The 20970-nt window shown below is 72.3% G+C and carries 25 protein-coding genes; 19 read left to right on the forward strand and 6 right to left on the reverse strand.

The window, feature by feature from the left end; translation table 11 throughout:
- The first annotated feature begins 101 nt into the window (after positions 1–101).
- From hisD to hisF, 8 genes are read left to right on the forward strand one after another with little or no spacing between them, the layout of a single operon-like run.
- Entirely contained in the window at positions 102–1427 is a 1326-nt protein-coding gene (hisD, locus tag ACZ5C2_RS25550; protein WP_468795267.1) for a histidinol dehydrogenase, read from the forward strand.
- Positions 1424–2533, forward strand: coding sequence for a histidinol-phosphate transaminase (locus tag ACZ5C2_RS25555; protein ID WP_468795270.1), 1110 nt, complete (start codon positions 1424–1426; stop codon positions 2531–2533). Before hisD ends, ACZ5C2_RS25555 begins: the two co-directional genes overlap by 4 nt.
- Positions 2530–3123 (forward strand): imidazoleglycerol-phosphate dehydratase HisB, encoded by a 594-nt coding sequence (gene hisB / locus ACZ5C2_RS25560; RefSeq protein ID WP_468795273.1) that lies wholly within the window; start codon positions 2530–2532, stop codon positions 3121–3123. Before ACZ5C2_RS25555 ends, hisB begins: the two co-directional genes overlap by 4 nt.
- A gap of 2 nt (positions 3124–3125) precedes the next feature.
- Complete coding sequence (locus tag ACZ5C2_RS25565; RefSeq protein ID WP_468795276.1) at positions 3126–3284, forward strand: hypothetical protein; 159 nt, start codon at positions 3126–3128, stop codon at positions 3282–3284.
- Positions 3285–3288: 4 nt separating this feature from the next.
- The gene (hisH, locus tag ACZ5C2_RS25570) at positions 3289–3930 is read left to right on the forward strand and encodes an imidazole glycerol phosphate synthase subunit HisH (RefSeq protein ID WP_468795279.1); all 642 of its coding nucleotides are present in this window, start codon (positions 3289–3291) and stop codon (positions 3928–3930) included.
- Between the two features lie 4 nt (positions 3931–3934).
- The gene (priA, locus tag ACZ5C2_RS25575) at positions 3935–4669 is read left to right on the forward strand and encodes a bifunctional 1-(5-phosphoribosyl)-5-((5-phosphoribosylamino)methylideneamino)imidazole-4-carboxamide isomerase/phosphoribosylanthranilate isomerase PriA (RefSeq protein WP_468795282.1); all 735 of its coding nucleotides are present in this window, start codon (positions 3935–3937) and stop codon (positions 4667–4669) included.
- Entirely contained in the window at positions 4666–5070 is a 405-nt protein-coding gene (locus tag ACZ5C2_RS25580) for a RidA family protein (protein ID WP_468795285.1), read from the forward strand. The genes priA and ACZ5C2_RS25580 overlap by 4 nt, the downstream gene beginning before the upstream one ends.
- Entirely contained in the window at positions 5067–5822 is a 756-nt protein-coding gene (gene hisF, locus ACZ5C2_RS25585; RefSeq protein ID WP_468795288.1) for an imidazole glycerol phosphate synthase subunit HisF, read from the forward strand. Before ACZ5C2_RS25580 ends, hisF begins: the two co-directional genes overlap by 4 nt.
- 3 nt (positions 5823–5825) lie before the next feature.
- Here the strand turns inward: hisF and ACZ5C2_RS25590 are convergent, their stop codons facing one another.
- Together ACZ5C2_RS25590 and ACZ5C2_RS25595 are read right to left on the reverse strand one after the other, a co-directional pair.
- Positions 5826–6224, reverse strand: a complete 399-nt coding sequence (locus ACZ5C2_RS25590) for a VOC family protein (protein ID WP_468795291.1) — start codon at positions 6222–6224, stop codon at positions 5826–5828.
- A 23-nt stretch (positions 6225–6247) separates the two neighbouring features.
- Entirely contained in the window at positions 6248–6883 is a 636-nt protein-coding gene (locus ACZ5C2_RS25595) for a TIGR03085 family metal-binding protein (protein WP_468795294.1), read from the reverse strand.
- A 75-nt stretch (positions 6884–6958) separates the two neighbouring features.
- Here ACZ5C2_RS25595 and hisI point away from each other — a divergent pair, with 75 nt between their 5' ends.
- The 11 genes from hisI (at position 6959) to lgt (ending at position 15926) form a co-directional block, all read left to right on the forward strand.
- The gene (gene hisI / locus ACZ5C2_RS25600) at positions 6959–7348 is read left to right on the forward strand and encodes a phosphoribosyl-AMP cyclohydrolase (RefSeq protein ID WP_468795486.1); all 390 of its coding nucleotides are present in this window, start codon (positions 6959–6961) and stop codon (positions 7346–7348) included.
- Positions 7349–7359: 11 nt separating this feature from the next.
- Positions 7360–8853 carry an anthranilate synthase component I gene (locus ACZ5C2_RS25605; protein WP_468795297.1) on the forward strand — a complete coding sequence of 498 codons (1494 nt, stop codon included), beginning with the start codon at positions 7360–7362 and terminating at the stop codon, positions 8851–8853.
- Between the two features lie 51 nt (positions 8854–8904).
- Positions 8905–9549 carry a TIGR02234 family membrane protein gene (locus ACZ5C2_RS25610; protein ID WP_468795300.1) on the forward strand — a complete coding sequence of 215 codons (645 nt, stop codon included), beginning with the start codon at positions 8905–8907 and terminating at the stop codon, positions 9547–9549.
- A 262-nt stretch (positions 9550–9811) separates the two neighbouring features.
- Positions 9812–10063 carry an HGxxPAAW family protein gene (locus ACZ5C2_RS25615; RefSeq protein ID WP_468795303.1) on the forward strand — a complete coding sequence of 84 codons (252 nt, stop codon included), beginning with the start codon at positions 9812–9814 and terminating at the stop codon, positions 10061–10063.
- Positions 10064–10142: 79 nt separating this feature from the next.
- Positions 10143–10580, forward strand: a complete 438-nt coding sequence (locus ACZ5C2_RS25620) for a DUF2752 domain-containing protein (protein ID WP_468795306.1) — start codon at positions 10143–10145, stop codon at positions 10578–10580.
- Between the two features lie 162 nt (positions 10581–10742).
- A complete protein-coding gene (gene trpC, locus ACZ5C2_RS25625) occupies positions 10743–11552 on the forward strand; it encodes an indole-3-glycerol phosphate synthase TrpC (protein WP_468795309.1) in 810 nt (269 codons plus the stop codon).
- A 21-nt stretch (positions 11553–11573) separates the two neighbouring features.
- A complete protein-coding gene (gene trpM, locus ACZ5C2_RS25630) occupies positions 11574–11789 on the forward strand; it encodes a tryptophan biosynthesis modulator TrpM (protein WP_468795313.1) in 216 nt (71 codons plus the stop codon).
- Between the two features lie 67 nt (positions 11790–11856).
- Positions 11857–13140: a tryptophan synthase subunit beta gene (gene trpB, locus ACZ5C2_RS25635; protein ID WP_468795316.1), complete on the forward strand. Its 1284-nt coding sequence runs from the start codon at positions 11857–11859 to the stop codon at positions 13138–13140.
- Positions 13137–13952, forward strand: coding sequence for a tryptophan synthase subunit alpha (gene trpA, locus ACZ5C2_RS25640; RefSeq protein ID WP_468795319.1), 816 nt, complete (start codon positions 13137–13139; stop codon positions 13950–13952). Before trpB ends, trpA begins: the two co-directional genes overlap by 4 nt.
- A 97-nt stretch (positions 13953–14049) precedes the next feature.
- Entirely contained in the window at positions 14050–14829 is a 780-nt protein-coding gene (locus tag ACZ5C2_RS25645; RefSeq protein ID WP_468795322.1) for a thioredoxin domain-containing protein, read from the forward strand.
- Positions 14830–14924: 95 nt separating this feature from the next.
- Positions 14925–15926: a prolipoprotein diacylglyceryl transferase gene (gene lgt / locus ACZ5C2_RS25650; RefSeq protein ID WP_468795324.1), complete on the forward strand. Its 1002-nt coding sequence runs from the start codon at positions 14925–14927 to the stop codon at positions 15924–15926.
- 253 nt (positions 15927–16179) lie between these two features.
- Here the strand turns inward: lgt and ACZ5C2_RS25655 are convergent, their stop codons facing one another.
- From ACZ5C2_RS25655 to ACZ5C2_RS25670, 4 genes are read right to left on the reverse strand one after another with little or no spacing between them, the layout of a single operon-like run.
- Positions 16180–17010: an HpcH/HpaI aldolase/citrate lyase family protein gene (locus ACZ5C2_RS25655; RefSeq protein WP_468795328.1), complete on the reverse strand. Its 831-nt coding sequence runs from the start codon at positions 17008–17010 to the stop codon at positions 16180–16182.
- On the reverse strand, positions 17007–18248 hold the full coding sequence (locus tag ACZ5C2_RS25660) for a CaiB/BaiF CoA transferase family protein (protein WP_468795331.1): 1242 nt from the start codon (positions 18246–18248) through the stop codon (positions 17007–17009). Before ACZ5C2_RS25660 ends, ACZ5C2_RS25655 begins: the two co-directional genes overlap by 4 nt.
- Entirely contained in the window at positions 18245–19795 is a 1551-nt protein-coding gene (locus ACZ5C2_RS25665; RefSeq protein WP_468795334.1) for an ADP-ribosylglycohydrolase family protein, read from the reverse strand. Before ACZ5C2_RS25665 ends, ACZ5C2_RS25660 begins: the two co-directional genes overlap by 4 nt.
- Positions 19783–20961, reverse strand: a complete 1179-nt coding sequence (locus ACZ5C2_RS25670; RefSeq protein ID WP_468795489.1) for an ADP-ribosylglycohydrolase family protein — start codon at positions 20959–20961, stop codon at positions 19783–19785. Before ACZ5C2_RS25670 ends, ACZ5C2_RS25665 begins: the two co-directional genes overlap by 13 nt.
- Positions 20962–20970: the final 9 nt, after the last annotated feature.

Here is a 20970-nt window from a genome sequence, read left to right on the forward strand (position 1 = left end):
GAGAATCTCGTCCATGTGCGCGGACCGTTACCGCGGGGGTTCCGTATCAGCCACTGGAACGCGCGGACGGCCCACCGGCCGGGTCTGAGAGAATTGAGCACGTGATCTCACGAATCGATCTGCGCGGCGACGCCCTCCCCGAGGGTTCCGCCCTGCGCGACCTGCTGCCCCGAGCCGACTTCGACGTCGCGGCCGCCCTCGAGAAGGTGCGGCCCCTCTGCGAGGACGTGCATCATCGGGGCGACGCGGCGCTGATCGACTTCGCCGAGCGGTTCGACGGCGTCCGGCTCGACCGGGTGCGTGTCCCGGCCGTCGCGCTCACACGCGCGCTGGAGGAACTGGACCCTGCCGTGCGCGCGGCCCTGGAGGAGTCCATCCGCCGCGCCCGGCTGGTCCACCGCGAGCAGCGCCGCACCACCCACACCACCCAGGTGGTGCCCGGGGGCACCGTCACCGAGAAGTGGGTCCCGGTCGACCGTGTGGGCCTGTACGCGCCGGGTGGCCGGTCCGTCTACCCGTCCTCCGTGATCATGAACGTCGTGCCCGCCCAGGAGGCCGGCGTCCCGTCCGTCGCGCTCGCCTCCCCGGCCCAGGCCGACTTCGGCGGCCTGCCGCACCCGACGATCCTCGCCGCATGCGCCCTGCTCGGCGTCGACGAGGTGTACGCCGCCGGTGGCGCCACCGCCGTCGCGATGTTCGCGTACGGCACCGAGTCCTGCCCGCCCGCGAACATGGTCACCGGCCCCGGGAACATCTGGGTCGCCGCCGCCAAGCGCTACTTCACCGGCCGTATCGGCATCGACGCCGAGGCCGGCCCGACCGAGATCGCGATCCTCGCGGACTCCACGGCCGACCCGGCGCACGTGGCCTCCGACCTGATCAGCCAGGCCGAGCACGACCCGCTGGCCGCCGCCGTCCTGGTCACCGACTCCGCGGAACTCGCGGACGCGGTGGAGAGGGAACTGAAGCCGCAGGTCGAGGCCAGCAAGCACATCGACGACCGGATCGTCCCGGCCCTCAAGGGCCGCCAGTCCGCGATCGTGCTGGTCGACGGCCTCGACGAGGGCCTGCGGGTCGTCGACGCCTACGGCGCCGAGCACCTGGAGATCCAGACCGCCGACGCCGCCGCGGTCGCCGACCGGGTGCGCAACGCGGGCGCGGTCTTCGTCGGCCCCTGGTCCCCGGTCTCCCTCGGCGACTACGCGGCCGGCTCCAACCACGTCCTGCCCACCGGCGGCTGCGCCTGTCACTCCTCGGGCCTGTCCGTGCAGTCCTTCCTGCGCGGCATCCACATCGTCGACTACACCGAGGACGCGCTGGCCGAGGTCGCGCACCACGTGGTGACGCTGGCGGAGGCGGAGGACCTGCCCGCGCACGGCGCGGCGATCAAGGCAAGGTTCGGGTGGAAGGTGCCTGAGAACACGTGAGCTTCGGAATCGACGATCTTCCCGTACGGGACGAGCTGCGCGGCAAGTCCCCCTACGGCGCGCCCCAACTGGACGTCCCCGTACGGCTGAACACCAACGAGAACCCCTACCCGCTGCCCGAGCCGCTGGTCGAGCGGATCACCGAGCGGGTCCGCGAAGCCGCCCGGAACCTCAACCGCTACCCCGACCGGGACGCCGTCGAACTGCGCACCGCGCTGGCCGCCTACCTGACGAAGACCGCCGGCCACCCGGTCGGCGTCGAGAACGTGTGGGCGGCCAACGGCTCCAACGAGGTCATCCAGCAACTGCTGCAGACCTTCGGCGGACCGGGCCGCACGGCGATCGGTTTCGAGCCGTCGTACTCGATGCACGGCCTCATCTCGCGCGGTACCGGCACCCGCTGGATCTCCGGACCGCGCAACGAGGACTTCACCATCGACCTCGCCGCCGCGGAGAAGGCGATTGCCGAGCACCGGCCCGACGTCGTCTTCGTCACCACCCCCAACAACCCCACCGGCAACGCGGTTCCCGCCGAGACGGTCCTCGCCCTGTACGAGGCCGCCCAGGCGGCGGGGCCGTCCATGGTGGTGGTCGACGAGGCCTACATCGAGTTCAGCCACGGCGGCTCGCTTCTGCCGCTGCTCGACGGACGCCCGAACCTGGTCGTCTCCCGCACCATGTCGAAGGCGTTCGGCGCGGCGGGACTGCGCCTCGGCTACCTGGCCGCGCACCCCGCGGTCGTCGACGCCGTCCAGCTGGTCCGGCTGCCGTACCACCTGTCGGCGATCACCCAGGCGACCGCGCTGGCCGCCCTGGAACACACCGACACGCTGCTGAAGTACGTCGAGCAGCTGAAGTCGGAGCGCGACCGGCTGGTCGCCGAACTGCGCGCCCTCGGCTACGACGTCACCGAGTCCGACGCGAACTTCGTCCAGTTCGGCAGGTTCGAGGACTCCCACGCCGCCTGGCGCGAGATCCTCGACCGGGGCGTCCTGGTCCGTGACAACGGCGTACCGGGATGGCTGCGGGTCACCGCGGGCACCCCGGCCGAAAACGACGCGTTCCTCGACGCGGTACGTGACTTCAAGAAGGAGCAGAGCGCATGACCCGCGTAGGACGCGTGGAACGCACCACCAAGGAAACGTCCGTCCTCGTCGAGATCGACCTCGACGGCACCGGCAAGACCCAGATCTCCACCGGGGTCGGCTTCTACGACCACATGCTCGACCAGCTCGGCCGGCACGGTCTGTTCGACCTGACCGTGAAGACCGAGGGCGACCTGCACATCGACTCCCACCACACCATCGAGGACACCGCCCTCGCGCTCGGTGCCGCCTTCAAGCAGGCGCTCGGCGACAAGGTGGGCATCCACCGCTTCGGCAACTGCACGGTCCCGCTGGACGAGTCCCTCGCCCAGGTCACCGTCGACCTGTCCGGCCGCCCCTACCTCGTGCACACCGAGCCCGAGAACATGGCGCCGATGATCGGCGCGTACGACGTGACGATGACCCGGCACATCCTGGAGTCCTTCGTCGCCCAGGCCCAGATCGCGCTGCACGTGCACGTGCCCTACGGCCGCAACGCGCACCACATCGTGGAATGCCAGTTCAAGGCGCTCGCCCGCGCCCTGCGCTACGCCTCCGAACGCGACCCCCGCGCGGCCGGCATCCTGCCCTCCACGAAGGGCGCGCTGTAGGTATGAACGGTCTGTCCACCGTCCTGATCGTCCTCGGCCTGTTCTTCGTCGGCGGGATCGTCTCCTTCGTCAAGCAGAAGATGCCCACGAGCCTCATCGTGCTGCTCTCGATCGGCGCCGCGATGTGTCTCGTCACGGGCCTCATGTGGCTGGAGGTGTGAGGATTTGAGCACCACCAAGAAGGTCGTGGTCTTCGACTACGGCTTCGGCAACGTCCGCTCGGCCGAGCGCGCCCTCGCCCGCGCGGGAGCCGACGTCGAGATCACCCGTGACTTCGACCGTGCCATGAACGCCGACGGGCTGCTCGTGCCCGGCGTCGGCGCCTTCGCCGCCTGCATGAGGGGCCTCAAGGAGGCGCGCGGTGACTGGATCGTCGACCGCAGGCTGTCCGGCGGCCGCCCGGTGATGGGGATCTGCGTCGGCATGCAGATCCTCTTCGCGCGGGGCATCGAGCACGGCGTGGAGAGCGAGGGCCTCGGCGAGTGGCCCGGCTCGGTCGAGCCGCTCCAGGCCGAGATCGTGCCCCACATGGGCTGGAACACCGTGGACGTCCCGGCCGGCTCCGGACTGTTCGCCGGCCTCGACGCGGACACCCGCTTCTACTTCGTGCACTCCTACGCCGTCCACGACTGGGCCCTCGAGTCCACGAACCCGGCGATGCGCGCCCCGCTGGTCACCTGGTCCACCCACGGCAAGCCCTTCGTGGCGGCTGTGGAGAACGGCGCCCTGTGGGCCACCCAGTTCCACCCCGAGAAGTCCGGCGACGCCGGTGCCCAGCTCCTCACCAACTGGATCGGAACCCTGTAGAAACATGGCCAAGCTCGAACTCCTCCCCGCCGTCGACGTCCGCGACGGCCAGGCCGTCCGCCTCGTGCACGGCGAGTCCGGGACGGAAACGTCGTACGGCTCCCCCCTGGAGGCCGCGCTCGCCTGGCAGCGCTCGGGTGCCGAGTGGCTGCACCTGGTCGACCTGGACGCCGCGTTCGGCACCGGCGACAACCGCGCGCTGATCGCCGAGGTCACCGGAGCGATGGACATCAAGGTCGAACTGTCCGGTGGCATCCGCGACGACGACACCCTCGCCGCCGCCCTCGCCACCGGCTGCACCCGCGTCAACCTCGGCACCGCCGCCCTGGAGACCCCCGAGTGGGTCGCCAAGGTCATCGCCGAGCACGGCGACAGGATCGCCGTCGGCCTCGACGTACGCGGCACCACCCTGCGCGGCCGCGGCTGGACCCGCGACGGCGGAGACCTCTACGAGACGCTGGAGCGTCTCAACAAGGAGGGCTGCGCCCGCTACGTGGTCACCGACATCGCCAAGGACGGCACCCTCCAGGGACCCAATCTGGAGCTGCTGGAGAACGTCTGCGCCGCCACCGACCGCCCGGTGGTCGCCTCCGGCGGGGTCTCCTCCCTGGACGACCTGCGCGCCATCGCCCGGCTCGTCCCGCTCGGCGTCGAGGGCTCCATCGTCGGCAAGGCCCTCTACGCCAAGGCGTTCACCCTGGAAGAGGCCCTTCAGGTCACGAAGGACACGTCGCGATGACATCCGGGGCCGTACGGCGCGTGCAGAGCGGGAGCCCCTGGGAGGAGTCCCTCGGCTTCGCGCGCGCCGTGGCGGCGGGCGACCGCGTCCTGGTGGCGGGCACGACCGCGTTCCGCGGCGACATGCTGTACGGGGACGGGGACCCGTACGAACAGGCCAAGGTGGCCTTCACCATCGCGCTGGAGGCGATCGCCGAGTTCGGGCTCGGTATCGAGTCAGTGATCCGCACACGCGTTCATCTCGCCCACGCGCGGGACATCGACGCCGCCGGGCGCGCGCACAAGGAGCTGTTCGACGCGGTGCGCCCGGTCACCACCCTGCTGGTGGTCGAGGGCTTCGTCGACTCGCGCGTCCTGGTCTCAGTGGAACTCGAAGCATTCAGAGGAGCCGTGGATTCATGACCCTGGCGGTCCGAGTCATCCCCTGCCTGGACGTGGACAACGGCCGGGTCGTCAAGGGTGTGAACTTCCAGAACCTGCGGGACGCGGGCGATCCCGTCGAAATGGCCAAGGTGTACGACGCCGAGGGTGCCGACGAGCTGACGTTCCTGGACATCACCGCCTCGTCCGGCGACCGTGAGACGACCTACGACGTGGTGCGCCGCACCGCCGAGCAGGTGTTCATCCCGCTGACGGTGGGCGGCGGCGTCCGCACCGCCGACGACGTGAACAAGCTGCTCCGCGCGGGCGCCGACAAGGTCGGTGTCAACACCGCCGCCATCGCCCGCCCCGAGCTCATCCGCGAGATCGCCGAGCGTTTCGGCCGGCAGGTCCTGGTGCTCTCGGTGGACGCCCGCCGTACCGAGGCCGGGTCCTTCGAGGTGACCACGCACGGCGGCCGGCGCGGCACCGGCATCGACGCCGTGGAGTGGGCGCACCGCGCCGCCGAGCTGGGTGCGGGCGAGATCCTGCTGAACTCCATGGACGCCGACGGCACCAAGGACGGCTACGACCTGGAGATGATCACCGCCGTCCGGAAGCACGTCACCGTCCCGGTGATCGCCTCCGGTGGCGCCGGAAAGCTCGGTGACTTCCCGCCCGCCGTCGCGGCCGGCGCGGACGCGGTGCTGGCCGCCTCGGTCTTCCACTTCGGTGACCTGCGCATCGGCCAGGTCAAGGACACACTGCGCGGAGCCGGCCACCCCGTGCGGTGAGGCTCAGCCCGTCGGCTGTGCCAGCTGGATGAGGTTGCCGACCGTGTCGTCCAGGACGGCGGAGATCACCGGGCCCTGCTCCCGCGGGTCATGGACGAAGTGGACACCCTCCCCGCGCAGCCGCTCGTACTCCGCGCGGAGGTCGTCCACGGAGAAGACGATCGCCGGCAGTCCCGCCTCCCGTACCGCCCGGCGGTACGGCTCGGCGATGGATCCCTGCCCGGGCTCCAGCAGCAGCTCCAGATCCCGCTGGGCGCCCTCGCGCGCGCCCACGGTGACGAACAGCGCACCGTCGCCCATATCCATGTGGGTGCGCGTCTCGAAACCGAGGACATCGGTGTAGAAGGCGTGCGCCTTCGCCACGTCGTCCACGTACACGCTGGTCATGGCCACTTTGATCACGAGCTGCGCCTTTCGGGTACGGATCAGATGCCGAGCTGCCTGGTCTCCCGCACCTTCGCGATCGCGTTCTCGTCGCCGTCCAGCTCGACCCTGGCCGCGCTCTGCCGCCCGTAGGCGAACAGCACCAGCTCGGACGGCTCCCCGGTCACCGTGACCACGGGCGCGCCGCGGTGGGCCACCACCGTCTGCCCGTCCGGACGGCGCAGCACCAGGCCCGTCGGAACCCCGCGGCCCATCAGCCGCGCGGAACGCTCGAGCCGCGACCACAGTGCGTCCTGGAACACCGGGTCCAGCTCGCGCGGCGTCCACTCGGGCTGGGCGCGGCGGACGTCCTCGGTATGGACGTAGAACTCGACGATGTTCGACAACTCGTCGACCTGCTTGAGGGAGAAGGGCGAGAAGCGCGGGGGGCCGGTACGGATGAGCTGGATCAGCTCCTCGTACGGCTTGGCGGTGAACTCCGCCATCACCCGCTCCAGACGTGGCGCGAGCTGTTTCACCAGCATGCCGCCGGCCGCGTCGGGGCGGCGTTCGCGCACCACCACGTGGGCGGCGAGATCCCGGGTCGTCCAGCCCTCGCACAGAGTGGGGGCCTCCGCGCCCGTGGTCTCCAGCAGATCGGCCAGAAGGAGTCGTTCACGCTTCGCATGGGTCGACATGCAAGCCAGCCTACGACCAGCCGGAGGGTCCGCCCAGTGGACAGCCGCGCGGACGCGATCGCTCCGCGCGGCACAATGGTCCGCATGACCAGCATGTCCCGGCCCAGCCGCCTCGCCCCGGAGATCGCCGCGCGGCTCAAGCACAGCGCCGACGGCCTCCTGCCCGCCATCGCCCAGCAGTACGACACCGGGGAGGTGCTGATGCTGGGCTGGATGGATGACGAGGCGCTGCATCGCACGCTGACCACCGGCCGCTGCACCTACTGGTCGCGCAGCCGCCAGGAGTACTGGGTCAAGGGCGACACCTCCGGCCACGTCCAGTGGGTCAGGTCGGTCGCCCTGGACTGCGACGCCGACACCGTGCTGGTCAAGGTCGACCAGGTCGGCGCGGCCTGCCACACCGGCGCGCGGACCTGCTTCGACGCCGACGTGCTGGTGGCGGACGCTCCCGCCGCGGATCAGTAAGGTCTGCCGCCATGGACCTCGAGACCTTCCGCAAGCTCGCCACCGACCGCCGGGTCGTCCCGGTCACCCGCAAGCTCCTCGCCGACGGCGACACCCCGGTCGCGCTCTACCGCAAGCTGGCCGGCGAGCGCCCGGGTACTTTTCTGCTCGAGTCCGCAGAGAACGGCCGCTCCTGGTCCCGCTACTCCTTCGTCGGCGTCCGCAGCGCCGCCACCCTCACCGAACGAAACGGACGGGCGCACTGGGAGGGCACCCCGCCCGTGGGCGTCTCCGCCGGCGGCGACCCGCTCGGCGTCCTGCGCGCCACCCTGGAGGCCCTGCACACCCCGCGTGACCTCGCCGACGACCTGGGTCTGCCACCCTTCACCGGCGGCATGGTCGGCTACCTCGGCTACGACATCGTGCGCCGCCTGGAGAAGATCGGCCCCGGGGAGCGGGACGATCTTGAGCTGCCCGAGCTGACCATGCTGCTCACCAGCGACCTCGCCGTCATGGACCACTGGGAGGGCGCCGTCTGGTTGATCGCCAACGCGATCAACCACAACGATCTGGAGACCGGCGTCGACGAGGCCTACGCCGACGCCGTGGCGCGGCTCGACGCCATGGAGGCCGACCTCACCCGGGCGGTGGCCCAGCCGCCCGCCGTGCTGCCGCCCTCCGAGCTGCCCGAGTACACCGCCCTGTGGGGCGGCCCGGACTTCCAGCTGGCGGTGGAGGACGTCAAGGAACGCATCCGCGCGGGCGAGGCCTTCCAGGTCGTTCCCTCCCAGCGGTTCGAGACCCCGTGCACGGCGAGCGCTCTCGACGTCTACCGGGTGCTGCGGGCCACCAACCCCTCGCCGTACATGTACCTGTTCCGCTTCGACGGCTTCGACGTGGCCGGTTCCTCCCCCGAGGCCCTGGTGAAGGTCGAGGACGGCCAGGCCATGGTCCACCCCATCGCCGGCACCCGGCACCGCGGCGCCACCCCGCGGGAGGACCAGGCCCTCGCCGACGAACTGCTCGCCGACCCCAAGGAGCGCGCCGAGCACCTCATGCTCGTCGACCTGGGCCGCAACGACCTCGGACGGGTCTGCGAACCCGGCTCCGTCGAGGTCGTCGACTTCATGTCCGTCGAGCGCTACTCGCACGTCATGCACATCGTCTCGACGGTCACCGGCCGGGTCACCGGCGACCGCACCGCCTTCGACGTACTCACCGCCTGCTTCCCTGCCGGCACGCTCTCCGGCGCGCCCAAGCCCCGTGCGATGCAGATCATCGACGAACTCGAACCGTCCCGGCGCGGACTGTACGGCGGCTGCGTCGGCTACCTGGACTTCGCCGGCGACTCCGACACGGCCATCGCCATCCGTACCGCCCTGCTGCGGGACGGCACCGCGTACGTCCAGGCCGGAGCCGGGATCGTGGCCGATTCGGACCCGGTCGCCGAGGACACCGAGTGCCGCAACAAGGCGGCGGCGGTGCTGCGCGCGGTGCACACGGCGAACCGGCTGGGGAGGGCCTGAGGCCTCCGGGACGAACCCCCGGGTGTCGGTTCGCCCGGGGTTCGCGCGATAGTGGACGTCGTGACTGCTGTACCTACCCCCCGTTCCGAGTCCGCCGGCTCCGCCCGGACCGGCCGCCTCAGCCTCGCCGTCGCCCTGCTGTGCGGCGCCCTCGGCGCGGCCGTGGTGCTGCTCGCCACCCGGCAGCAGTGGTCGGAGGGCACCATCACGGTGGCCGGCGGCCCGTTCCCCCTCACCGCCAAGGGCAGCGACGTCACCGGGGTCCCGGCCGCCCTGGCCGTTGTCGGGCTGGCCGCACTCGTCGCCGTCTTCGCCGTCCGCCGGGCCGGCCGCCTCGCCGTCGCCGCGCTGCTCGCCCTCTCCGGGGCGGGCACGATCACGGCGGCGCTGCTCGGGGCGTCGGACCGTACGGCGCTCAACGAGCAGGCCGCGCAGGTGTCCGGCGACACGTCGGCGACGGTCGACGCCCTCAGCCACACGGCGTGGCCGTACGTCGCCGCAGCGGGTGGAGCACTGCTGTTGGTGGCGGGGCTGCTGGCGCTCCGGTACGGGCGGCTGTGGCCGGCGATGTCGGGCCGCTACGAGCGGGGCGGGGCGGCGGCCCGGCCACGCCGTGAGGCGCCGCCGGTCGACCCGGACCGTCCGGAGGACCTCTGGAAGGCGCTCGACCGGGGCGAGGACCCTACCGGGGCATGACTGTGCTGTGGGCCGGGGGGAGGCTGCGCGGCCCGGCGTCCGCCGGGTGCCGTCGCGCCCACCCTCCCCACTCCCACCCTCCCCACTCCCGGCTTCGCTCGAGCGGCTTCGCTCGAGCGGGGGGACCACGATCGCCCCGGCGGCACGAGTGCCCGCGGCCGGCGTACCTGTCCGGTACCCCCGATCACCCGGGACCGGGTCGTGCGGGATGATGGTGGGGAGCGCCCCGCTCAGACACGTACACAGCAACGAGGAGCAAGCAATGGCGGGCAGCAACCACGGTCACACCCCGGCCGCCTGGACCGGTGTCATCATCGCCTTCATCGGTTTCTGCGCGGCGGGTGCGTTCATGGTGATGAACCAGCCCGTGGGGTTCTGGGCAAGCATCGGCGTCATCCTCCTCGGCGGTCTCGTCGGCGCCGTCATGCGCGCGATGGGCATGGGCCAGCCGAAGCGCGACCACCCCGTGCACGAGGTCACCGGCGACCGCACACCGGCCGGCGCCGAGCGCTGAGCACCACCCGGCACCCAGGACAGGGGCGGTGGCCCGCACGGCGGAGCCGGAACCGCCCCTGACCCGCTTTCGGGGCACAATGCACCACGTGAACGCTCCCAGCCCCAGCGTGCCCCGCAACAGGACGACCCGGCTGGCCGTCCCCGCCGGGATGCTCGCCGCCGTCGCCGGCGCCTTCGTCTACGTCGGGGCCGTGGACCCCAACGAGCCCGGCCACTACCCCGTCTGTCCGCTGCTGCACCTCACCGGTCTGTACTGCCCCGGCTGCGGCGGACTGCGCAGCGCGCACGCCGTCGCCCACGGCGACCTCCTAACAGCGCTCCAGGCCAACGCGCCCGCCGTCCTCGGCTACGCGGGCTTCGCCGTGCTGTGGACCGTCTGGGTGGTCCGCGCGGCACGTGGCGGACCACCCCCGAGGATCGATCCGCCGCCGGTGCTGCTGTGGTCCCTGGGCACGTTGCTGCTGGTCTTCACCGTTGTCCGGAACCTGCCGTTCGGCGGCTGGCTGCATCCTTGACCCATGGCGGGCGTCCAGGACGGGACCTCCCGCCCGGGCCGTGCGAAGCTGGTCCGAGGGCGGGCGAGGGACCGGCGCCGACCGGATGTGAGGCATACGCCCTGCTCCGGATACCATCGCAGTGACCATCGAAGACCGACCGCAAGGAAGGGGGCCGCTCGCGTGAGTGTGCTCGACGAGATCATCGACGGAGTCCGTGCCGACCTCGCGGAGCGGCAGGCGCGCGTCAGCCTCGACGAGCTCAAGGAACGCGCGGCGAAGGCCCCCGCGGCCAAGGACGGCGTGGCCGCCCTGCGCGGCGACGGCGTCAAGGTGATCTGCGAGGTCAAGCGCTCCAGCCCGTCCAAGGGCGCGCTGGCCGCGATCGCCGACCCCGCCGCACTCGCCGCCGACTACGAGGCGGGGGGCGCCGCCGTCATCTCCGTCCTCACCGAGGAGCGCCGGTTCGGCGGCTCGCTGGCCGACCTGGAGGCCGTCCGTGCGCGCGTGGACATCCCCGTGCTGCGCAAGGACTTCATCGTCACGTCGTACCAGCTCTGGGAAGCCCGCGCGTACGGCGCCGACCTGGCGCTGCTGATCGTGGCGGCCCTGGACCAGCCGGCCCTGGAGTCGCTGATCGAGCGCGCGGAGTCCATGGGGCTCACGCCGCTCGTCGAGGTCCACGACGAGGACGAGGTGGAGCGCGCGGTGGACGCGGGAGCCAGGGTCATCGGCATCAACGCGCGCAACCTCAAGACCCTCGAGGTCGACCGCGGCACCTTCGAGCGGGTCGCCCCCGAGGTCCCCGCCCACCTGGTCAGGGTCGCCGAGTCCGGGGTCCGCGGCCCGCACGACCTCATCGCCTACGCCAACGCGGGCGCCGACGCCGTTCTGGTCGGCGAATCGCTGGTCACCGGCAAGGACCCGAAGACGGCCGTCTCCGACCTGGTGGCAGCGGGCGAACACCCGGCACTCCGCCACGGCCGTGGCTGACACCGCCGGTAGGCTGGCCCGATGACCCCCTCGCCGACCCCGGCCGCCCGGGACCCGTACGCCCGCCTCGCGCGCGGCTGCAGGCCCCGAGGCTGCCGCGCGCCCGCCCGCCGGGTGCACGGCCGCAGGGTCCGCTACGTCATCGGCGACGAACCCGGGCAGGTCAACGGCATGCGATGGCAGCACCGTGCCTTTCACGGGCGCGGGGAACTGCGCGACCAGCCACGCACGGCCTGAAGCAGGCCGACAACCCCCGCTCCCACGGCGAAGAGTGCCCAACACAAACTCACCGTGAGGTACACGCATGCCCAGCACCTTCTTCATCCCCGACCCGGAGGGTCAGACCCCGAATCCCGAAGGCTACTTCGGCGCTTTCGGCGGCAAGTTCATCCCGGAGGCCCTGGTCGCGGCAGTCGACGAGGTGGCCGTCGAGTACGACAAGGCCAAGTCCGACCCCGAGTTCGCCCGGGAGCTCGACGATCTCCTGGCCCACTACACGGGCCGTCCCTCCGCCCTGACGGAGGTCCCCCGTTTCGCCGAACACGCCGGCGGAGCCACGGTCTTCCTCAAGCGCGAGGACCTGAACCACACCGGCTCGCACAAGATCAACAATGTGCTCGGCCAGGCCCTGCTCACCAAGCGCATGGGCAAGACCCGCGTCATCGCCGAGACCGGCGCCGGTCAGCACGGCGTGGCCACCGCCACCGCCTGCGCCCTCTTCGGCCTCGACTGCACGATCTACATGGGCGAGATCGACACGCGGCGCCAGGCTCTCAACGTGGCCCGGATGCGCATGCTCGGCGCCGAGGTCGTCGCCGTGAAGTCCGGGAGCCGCACCCTGAAGGACGCCATCAACGAGGCGTTCCGCGACTGGGTCGCCAACGTGGACCGCACCCACTACCTGTTCGGCACGGTCGCCGGCCCCCACCCGTTCCCGGCGATGGTCCGCGACTTCCACCGCGTCATCGGGGTCGAGGCCCGCCGCCAGCTCCTGGAGCGCGCCGGACGGCTGCCCGACGCGGCGATCGCCTGTGTCGGCGGCGGTTCCAACGCCATCGGCCTCTTCCACGCCTTCATTCCGGACACCGGCGTACGCCTCATCGGCTGCGAGCCCGCCGGACACGGCATCGAGACCGGTGAGCACGCGGCCACCCTCACCGCGGGCGAGCCCGGCATCCTGCACGGCTCCCGCTCCTACGTGCTCCAGGACGACGAGGGCCAGATCACCGAGCCGTACTCCATCTCGGCCGGACTGGACTACCCGGGCATCGGTCCCGAGCACTCCCACCTCAAGGACAGCGGCCGCGGCGAGTACCGCGCGGTCACCGACGACGCCGCCATGCAGGCCCTGCGCCTGCTGTCCCGCACCGAGGGCATCATCCCGGCCATCGAGAGCGCCCACGCGCTGGCCGGCGCCCTGGAGGTCGGCAAGGAGCTGGGCAGGGACGGGCTGATCGTCGTCAACCTGTCCGGGCGCGGCGACAAGGACATGGACACCGCCGCCCGCTACTTCGGGCTGTACGACACCGATGCCGAGGTCGCCGCCGACGCGGCCGGCACCGCCGAGATCGAGGGGGACGCCAAGTGAGCGGGAACGTGCGGCTGCTGAACGACACCCTCGCCGCGGCGAAGTCCGAGGGCCGCTCCGCCCTCATCGCCTACCTCCCGGCCGGGTTCCCGACCGTGGATGGCGGCATCGAGGCCATCAAGGCGGCCCTGGAGGGTGGCGCCGACGTCGTCGAGGTGGGTCTGCCGCACAGCGACCCCGTCCTGGACGGCCCGGTCATCCAGACCGCCGACGACATCGCCCTGCGCGGCGGCGTGAAGATCGCCGACGTGATGCGCACGGTCCGCGAGGCGCACGCGGCCACCGGCAAGCCGATCCTCGTCATGACCTACTGGAACCCCATCGACCGCTACGGCGTCGAGCGGTTCACCGCCGAGCTCGCCGAGGCGGGCGGCGCCGGGTGCATCCTGCCCGACCTGCCGGTCCAGGAGTCGTCGCTGTGGCGGGAGCACGCGGAGAAGCACGGGCTCGCCACCGTCTTCGTGGTCGCGCCCAGCAGCAGGGACGGGCGGCTCGCCGAGATCACCGCGGCCGGCAGCGGCTTCGTCTACGCCGCCTCCCTGATGGGCGTCACCGGCACCCGTGAGTCGGTCGGCGCGCAGGCCGAGGACCTGGTGCGGCGCACCCGCGCCACCACCGACATCCCGGTCTGTGTCGGCCTGGGCGTCTCCAACCCCGCCCAGGCCGCCGAGGTCGCCCGCTTCGCCGACGGCGTGATCGTCGGCTCGGCCTTCGTCAAGCGGATGCTGGACGCCCCCGACGACGCGGCCGGCGTCGAGGCCGTCCGCGCGCTCGCCGGCGAGCTGGCCAAGGGCGTGCGTGCCCGAGCCTGACCGGGAACGTATCCGCAGGTAGTCATACGGGTCCCTCGTACGGGTGGACCTGGGACCGGGGAGGCGCTGTGCGCCTCCCCGGTTCGTTCTGCGGGGTGTGAGCGAGAAGAAGCGAGAGGGAAAGCGCACCGCCCGGGAGCGGATGGCGGTCGAGCGCGAGAAGCAGAAGGCGGCGGAGAAGCGACGGCGCGCCCTGATCGTGGGGGCGAGCGTGGTCTGTGTCCTGGGGCTCGCGGCGGTGATCGGTGTCGTCGCCGCCAACTCCGGCGGCGGCGACACGGAGAGCGACTCGGCGGGCCCGGTCGTGGCGCCCTCGGGCGCCCTCGGTGAGGACGGCACCGCCATCCCGGTCGGGAAGCCTGATGCCAAGGCGACGCTCACGGTGTGGGAGGACTTCCGCTGCCCGGCCTGCAAGACCTTCGAGCAGGTCTACAGCCCCACCATCCACGAGCTCACGGACGCCGGCCAACTGAAGGTGGAGTACCACCTGGTCACGCTGATCGACGGCGGCATGGGCGGCACCGGCTCGCGCAACGCGGCCAACGCCGCGGCCTGCGCCCAGGACGCCGGGAAGTTCACCGCGTACCACGACATGCTGTTCGAGAACCAGCCGATGGAGAGCGACGACGCCTTCGCCGACAAGGGCCGGCTGATCGACCTGGCCGGCAAGGTCGAAGGGCTGGACACCCCCGCCTTCCGCACCTGTGTCGAGGACGGCACGCACAACAGCTGGGTCGCCAAGTCCCACGAAGCGTTCGAAAAGGGCGGCTTCAGCGGCACGCCGACCGTGCTGTTCGACGGCAAGAACATCTACGCGGACCGCTCGATGACCCCTGAAAAGCTCAAGCAGATGGTCGGGGAGGCGAACAAGGGGTAGCGCCGTTCCCCAGGGAACTCCGGCGCTCCTGTTATGGAGCCGTTGCCGGGCCGCCCACCGCGCGGCCGGTCCGGCACGGTAGCGTCGACCTTGCCATGGAACTTGCCTACATTCCCAGCCCGTCGAGCGGGGTGCTGTATCTCGGCCCCGTTCCGCTGCGCGGCTACGCGTTCTGCATCATCATCGGCGTCTTCGTTGCCGTCTGGCTCGGCAACAAGCGCTGGGTCGCCCGGGGCGGGCGGACCGGCACGGTGGCCGACATCGCTGTATGGGCCGTGCCCTTCGGCCTGATCGGCGGTCGGCTCTACCACGTGATCACGGATTACCAGCTGTACTTCAGCGAGGGCCGTGACTGGGTGGACGCCTTCAAGATCTGGGAGGGCGGCCTCGGCATCTGGGGCGCGATCGCCTTCGGTGCGCTGGGCGCCTGGATCGGCTGCCGCCGGCGGGGCATCGCGCTGCCCGCCTACGCCGACGCCGTCGCGCCGGGTATCGCCTTCGCGCAGGCGATCGGCCGCTGGGGCAACTGGTTCAACCAGGAGCTGTACGGCCGGTCCACGGATCTGCCGTGGGCGGTGGAGATCACGTCCTCCTCCGACGGACGGGTACCGGGCACGTACCACCCTACGTTCCTGTACGAGTCGCTGTGGTGCATCGGAGTGGCGCTGCTGGTGATCTGGGCGGACCGCCGTTTCAAGCTCGGGCACGGGCGGGCGTTCGCGCTGTACGTCGCCGCGTACTGCGCGGGGCGGTTCTGGATCGAGTACATGCGGGTCGACGAGGCGCATGAGATTCTCGGCCTGCGGCTGAACAACTGGACCTCCATTCTGGTGTTCCTGCTTGCGGTGCTGTACATCGTGCTGTCCGTGCGGAAGCGGCCGGGGCGGGAGGACGTGGTCGAGCCGGGGGCCTCCGACGGGGATGACGCCGGGGAGGCCGGGGAGAAGGGTGAGGACGCTTCTCCTGCGGAGGAGGATGCGGCTGACGCCGGCAAGGATTCGGAGGGTCCTGAGGGTCCTGAGGGTTCCGAGGGCTCCGAGGGCTCCGAGTCCGATGAGGACTCCAAGGACGGGGCTGGGTCGGCGAAGAAGGGCTGACCGCCTGTTGTACGACGTGAGGGCGCTCGGGTCTTCCGGGCGCCCTTGGTGTGTGCGGGGCGGGGGGGTGGTGCGCGGCCCGGCGTTTGCGGGGTGCCGTCGCGCCCACCCGTGCCGCCCCAGCGGCACGATTGCCCGCGGCCTGCGGCCTGCGGCCTGCGGCCTGCGGCCTGCGGCCTGCGGCCTGCGGCCTGCGGCCTGCGGCCTGCGGCCTGCGGCCTGCGGCCTGCGGCCCGCGGCTCGTGGGTCGTGGTTAAGGGCTGCGGGCGAGGGAGAGGGTGCGGTGGGCCGCTGTGACGACTGCCGTGTCGATGAAGGAGCCGTCGGGGAGAGCCTGGGCGCCTTGGGCCGTGGCTGCTGCCTTGATGATCGTTTCGGCTTGTTCGATCTCCTGCTCCGTGGGGCGGTAGGCCCGCCTGATGACCGGGAGCTGACGGGGGTGGATCGCGGCCCGGCCCAGAAAACCCAGGGCGCGGCCTCGGAGGCAGGAGGCCATCAGACCGTCCAGGTCCCGGGTGTCCGGGTGGACGGACTGGGTGGGCGGGGGCAGCCCCGCCGCCCGCGCGGCGACGACCACCCGGGAGCGGGACCAGTCGAGGCCGGCGTCGTCGCGTACGCCCAGATCGGCCCGTAGGTCCGCCTCTCCGATGGCGATACCGCGCAGGGACGGGTGGGCGGTGGCCACCGCGTGGGCGCGCTCGATGCCGAGGGCCGTCTCCAGGAGGGCGTACAGGGGCGGTACGCCGCCGCCGGCCGACACCACCCGGCGCGCGACGCGTACGACGTCGGACGCGGACGACACCTTCGGCAGCCGCAGGCCGGACAGGCCGGGGGCCGGGGCGACGGCCGCGAGGTCGGCGCGCGCCCAGGGACCGGACAGGGCGTTGACCCGGACGTGGACCGGGACCGGCTGGGGATCGTGCAGCAGCTCGGCGGTGGCCGACCGGGCGTAGGCCTTGCGGTCGGGGGCCACCGCGTCCTCCAGGTCGATCACCACGACGTCGGCCCCCGAGGTGAGCGCCTTCGCGACCACGGAGGGACGGTCGCCGGGTGCGTAGAGACAGGTCAGCGGGAAGCCTGTCACAGGGCGCCCTCCGCGCGCAGCTCCGCGAGGTCGTCGGAGGTGAGGCCCAGCTCGGTCAGGACCTCCTCGGTGTCCGCGCCGTGCGGGCGGCCCGCCCAGCGGATCGCGCCCGGAGTGGAGGAGAGCCGGAAGAGGACGTTCTGCATGCGCAGTGGGCCCAGCTCGGGATCGTCGACCGTGGTGATCGTGTCCAGGGCCTGGTACTGCGGGTCCGCCATGACGTCCCGTACGTCCTGGACGGGGGCGACGGCCGCCTCCGCCTTCTCGAAGGCCGCCAGGACGTCGGCGCGGGTGTTCCGGCCGATCCAGCCGCCGACCGCCTCGTCCAGGATGTCCGCGTGCCGGGCCCGGTCCTCGCCGGTGGCGAACCAGGGCTCGTCGATCAGGTCCGGCCGGCCCACCAGCACCATCACCCGCTCGGCGATCGACTGGGCCGAGGTGGAGACCGCGACCCAGGTGCCGTCGGCGGTGAGGTAGGTGCCCCGCGGGGCGTTGTTCTGGGAGCGGTTGCCGGTGCGGGGCTGGATGTGGCCGAGCTGGTCGTACCAGGTGGGCTGCGGGCCGAGCGCGGTCAGGATCGGTTCGATCAGGGCCATGTCGACGACCTGGCCCGCTCCCGTGCGGTCGCGGGCGGCGAGGGCGGTCATGATCGCGTACGCCGTGGTCAGGCCCGCGATGGAGTCCGCCAGGCCGAACGGCGGCAGGGTCGGCGGGGCGTCCGGTTCGCCGGTGATCGCGGCGAAGCCGCTCATCGCCTCGGCGAGGGTGCCGAAGCCCGGGCGGTGCGCGTACGGGCCGAACTGGCCGAACCCGGTGACCCGGGCCAGGACCAGGCGGGGGTTGACGGCGGACAGTTCGGGCCAGCCCAGGTCCCACTTCTCCAGGGTGCCCGGGCGGAAGTTCTCGATGACGACGTCGGCGGCCCCGGCCAGGCGCAGGAGGGTGGCCCGGCCGCCGGGTCTGGACAGGTCCAGGGTGATGGTGCGCTTGTTGCGGCCGAGCACCTTCCACCACAGGCCGATGCCGTTCTTCGACGGGCCGTGGCCACGGCAGGGGTCCGGTTTCGTCGGATGCTCGACCTTCACGACCTCCGCGCCGAAGTCGCCGAGCAGGGTCGCGGCGAGGGGGCCGGCGAAGAGGGTGGCCAGGTCCAGGACGCGCAGGCCGGTCAGCGGGGGAGCGGTGGGGGCGGGCACGGGCGGTGGTGCGGCGGTGGTGGTGGGGTCGGAGGGCGTCATGGGCGGGAGGCCTCCAGGTGAGTCAGCCGGGCCAGGGTGTCGAATCCGGTGCCGTTGAAGTCGCCGACGGAGGTGGCCAGGCGGTTCTTCAGCGGGGCAGTCCAGCGTGCGGGCAGGGCGTGGGGCGTCCCCGTGAGCAGGCCGGCGATGCTGCCGGCGGTGGCGCCGTTGGAGTCGGTGTCCCAGCCGCCGGAGACCGCGCGGCAGATGGAGCCGGTGAAGTCGCCGTCGGCGTGGGTGAGGGCGGCGGCGGTCAGGGCGGTGTTGGGGACGGCGTGCACCCAGTGGTGGGTGGCGGCGTAGGTGGCGTGCAAGAGGTCGACGACGGTGGTGAAGTCGCTGTGCTCGTGGGCCAGTTGGATGGACCGGCGGACGGCCCGGGCGAGGCGGGAGCCGGGCGGGACGACGGTGAGACCGGTGCGTAGGCACGCGTGGATGTCGTGGTCGCCCGTGGCGGCGGTGGCGATCACGGCGGCGGTGAACATCGCGGCGTAGACGCCGTTGGCGGTGTGCGTGAGGGTCGCGTCGCGGTGTGCCTGTTCGGCGGCGGCGGCCGGGTCGCCGGGGTTGGTCCAGCCGTGCATGTCCGCGCGGATCAGGGCGCCGATCCACTCACGGAAGGGGTTGTGGTGGCGGGCGGTCAGTGGGGGTTCCAGGCCGCTGAGGAGGTTGCGGTAGGCGACGCGTTCGGCGGTGAAGGCGCGGCCGGCGGGGAGTTCGTCCAGCCAGACGCGGGCCACGTCGGTGGTGGTGAAGGTGCGGCCGTGGCGCTGGAGGAGGAGCAGGGCGAGGAGGGGGTGGTCGAGGTCGTCGTCCTCGGGCATGCCGTCGATGTTCTCGGCGAGGGAGGTCGTCGCGGAGCGGCGGTTCCAGGGGTGCCGGGTGAGGAGGTCCCGGGGGACGCCGTGGGCGGTGAAGTAGGTCGTCAGGGGCCAGTTGCCGGTGGCCTGGGCCAGGTGCCGGATGGCGGTGAGGGGGAGTTTCTCCACCGGTTTGCCCAGGAGGCAGCCGACTGCTCTGCCGAGCCATGCTGCTTCCAGGCGCGCGGGGTGGGGTGCTCGGGGGTGGGGTGCGCGGCCCGGCGTCCGCGGGGTGCCTTCCCCGCTCTCGGCTGCGCTCGAGCGGGAGGCACTCACACCGCCCACCCGTGCCGCCCCCGGGGGTGTCTCCCAGGCCCTTGAGGCACTGGGGGAGGCACGACCGCCCGCAGGAAGCGGCGCGTGGCTGCCCGCGGAGAGGGGCGGGTGGCCGTCTGCGGGGGGCGGCGGCCAGTCGGGGCAGAGGGACTTGAGGGTGGGGAGGTCGGTTGGCTCGTGTGCCGTCAGGGTGCTGGGGAGGTCGGAGAGTTCGTCCAGGAGGTCGGTGGCCAGGAGGCGGAGGCAGGGCGGGGCCGGGGTGGGGGAGGCGCCCGCCGTCAGGGGGGCTTCGGGGCCGCCTGCCGCGCGCCAGCGGGCGGCGACGGCCGAGGCTTCGCGGCCGTCCTGGGACGCCTGGCGCAGTTCGTGGCCGATCAGGTCCTCCGGCTGGACCCAGGTCAGTCGGAGCAACCCGGGCCTCCCAGTTCCGCGAACGCCTGCTCGTGGGCGCGGCGGCGGTCCACGTCGCGCGCGAAGATCTCGCGGGTCACCCCGGTCAGCGTGACCGCCGGTTCCCCCATGTCGAGCCGGCTGGCCTCCGCCACCGTCTTGGACCAGTCCTGGGGGACGGGCGAGCCGAGGGCGCCGGTCACGGCGCCGGCCATCGTGGCGATCGAGTCGCAGTCGCGGCCGTAGTTCACCGCGCCCAGCACCGCGTGCCGGAAGTCGCCTCCCGCCACCACCACCATGCCCAGCGCGACCGGGAGTTCCTCGATGGCGTGCAGCCGGGACGGACGGCGGGCGCCCAGGGAGGGGGAGCGGTAGTCGGGGCCCACGGTGTCGTACGGAGCCACCGCCTCCCGCAGCGGACGCAGCGCCGACTCGACGTCCGTGTGCCGGGCCGCCTCTTCGCAGACCCGCTCGACCGCCTCCCGCGTGCCGTCCTTCGCCAGGGACAGGCACGCGGCGACCACCGAGTCGGCCGTCGCGCCCGGTGCGCAGGCCGCCGCCACCGCCGCCGCGAAGACCCCGGCCGCCTCCCTGCCGTACGACGACTGATGGGCTCCCGCGACGTCCAGCGCCTCGGCGTAGGCGGCGGCCGGGTGGGCGGCGTTGACCAGTCCGACCGGGGCCATGTACATCGCGGCCCCGCAGTTGACGATGTTGCCGGTGCCCGCTTCCCGCGGGTCGAGGTGACCGTAGTGCAGTCGGGCCACGAGCCACTTCTCGGCGAGGAAGATCCGGTGCAGAGGGATCGCCTCCGCCTCCAGTTCCGGGATCCAGCGCGGGTTCGTCATCAGGTCGGGGACCAGATGGTCGGCGACGGCGTAGGCGTCCAGGTGGTCGCGGACCGTCGCGTACACCCGTACCAGCGCGTGGGTCATCAGGGTGTCGTCGGTGACGTGGCCGTCACCCTTGTGGTAGGGCGCGATGGGGCGGGCGGTGCGCCACGCGTTGCCGTTCCAGGGGCCGACGACGCCGTGTACGCGTCCGCCGTGCCGCTCGACGATCTGCTCGGGGGAGTACCCCTCGACCGGCCCGCCGAGGGCGTCGCCGACGGCCGCCCCGACGAGGGCGCCGGTGATCCGCTCGTCCAGGGACGGGCCCCGGGGGTCGATATGCACATCTTCACGCATCATGTCCGG

The organism is Streptomyces sp. NPDC031365 (assembly GCF_055569765.1).

What these genes read in the sequence shown, in the direction of transcription:
- hisB (WP_468795273.1), top strand. Translation starts at nt 2,530, where the DNA reads ATGACCCGCGTAGGACGCGTGGAACGCACCACCAAGGAAACGTCCGTC.
- ACZ5C2_RS25565 (WP_468795276.1), top strand. Translation starts at nt 3,126, where the DNA reads ATGAACGGTCTGTCCACCGTCCTGATCGTCCTCGGCCTGTTCTTCGTC.
- priA (WP_468795282.1), top strand. Translation starts at nt 3,935, where the DNA reads ATGGCCAAGCTCGAACTCCTCCCCGCCGTCGACGTCCGCGACGGCCAG.
- ACZ5C2_RS25580 (WP_468795285.1), top strand. Translation starts at nt 4,666, where the DNA reads ATGACATCCGGGGCCGTACGGCGCGTGCAGAGCGGGAGCCCCTGGGAG.
- hisF (WP_468795288.1), top strand. Translation starts at nt 5,067, where the DNA reads ATGACCCTGGCGGTCCGAGTCATCCCCTGCCTGGACGTGGACAACGGC.
- ACZ5C2_RS25595 (WP_468795294.1), bottom strand. Translation starts at nt 6,883, where the DNA reads ATGTCGACCCATGCGAAGCGTGAACGACTCCTTCTGGCCGATCTGCTG.
- hisI (WP_468795486.1), top strand. Translation starts at nt 6,959, where the DNA reads ATGGTCCGCATGACCAGCATGTCCCGGCCCAGCCGCCTCGCCCCGGAG.
- ACZ5C2_RS25605 (WP_468795297.1), top strand. Translation starts at nt 7,360, where the DNA reads ATGGACCTCGAGACCTTCCGCAAGCTCGCCACCGACCGCCGGGTCGTC.
- ACZ5C2_RS25615 (WP_468795303.1), top strand. Translation starts at nt 9,812, where the DNA reads ATGGCGGGCAGCAACCACGGTCACACCCCGGCCGCCTGGACCGGTGTC.
- ACZ5C2_RS25620 (WP_468795306.1), top strand. Translation starts at nt 10,143, where the DNA reads ATGCACCACGTGAACGCTCCCAGCCCCAGCGTGCCCCGCAACAGGACG.
- trpM (WP_468795313.1), top strand. Translation starts at nt 11,574, where the DNA reads ATGACCCCCTCGCCGACCCCGGCCGCCCGGGACCCGTACGCCCGCCTC.
- trpB (WP_468795316.1), top strand. Translation starts at nt 11,857, where the DNA reads ATGCCCAGCACCTTCTTCATCCCCGACCCGGAGGGTCAGACCCCGAAT.
- lgt (WP_468795324.1), top strand. Translation starts at nt 14,925, where the DNA reads ATGGAACTTGCCTACATTCCCAGCCCGTCGAGCGGGGTGCTGTATCTC.
- ACZ5C2_RS25660 (WP_468795331.1), bottom strand. Translation starts at nt 18,248, where the DNA reads ATGACGCCCTCCGACCCCACCACCACCGCCGCACCACCGCCCGTGCCC.
- ACZ5C2_RS25670 (WP_468795489.1), bottom strand. Translation starts at nt 20,961, where the DNA reads ATGCGTGAAGATGTGCATATCGACCCCCGGGGCCCGTCCCTGGACGAG.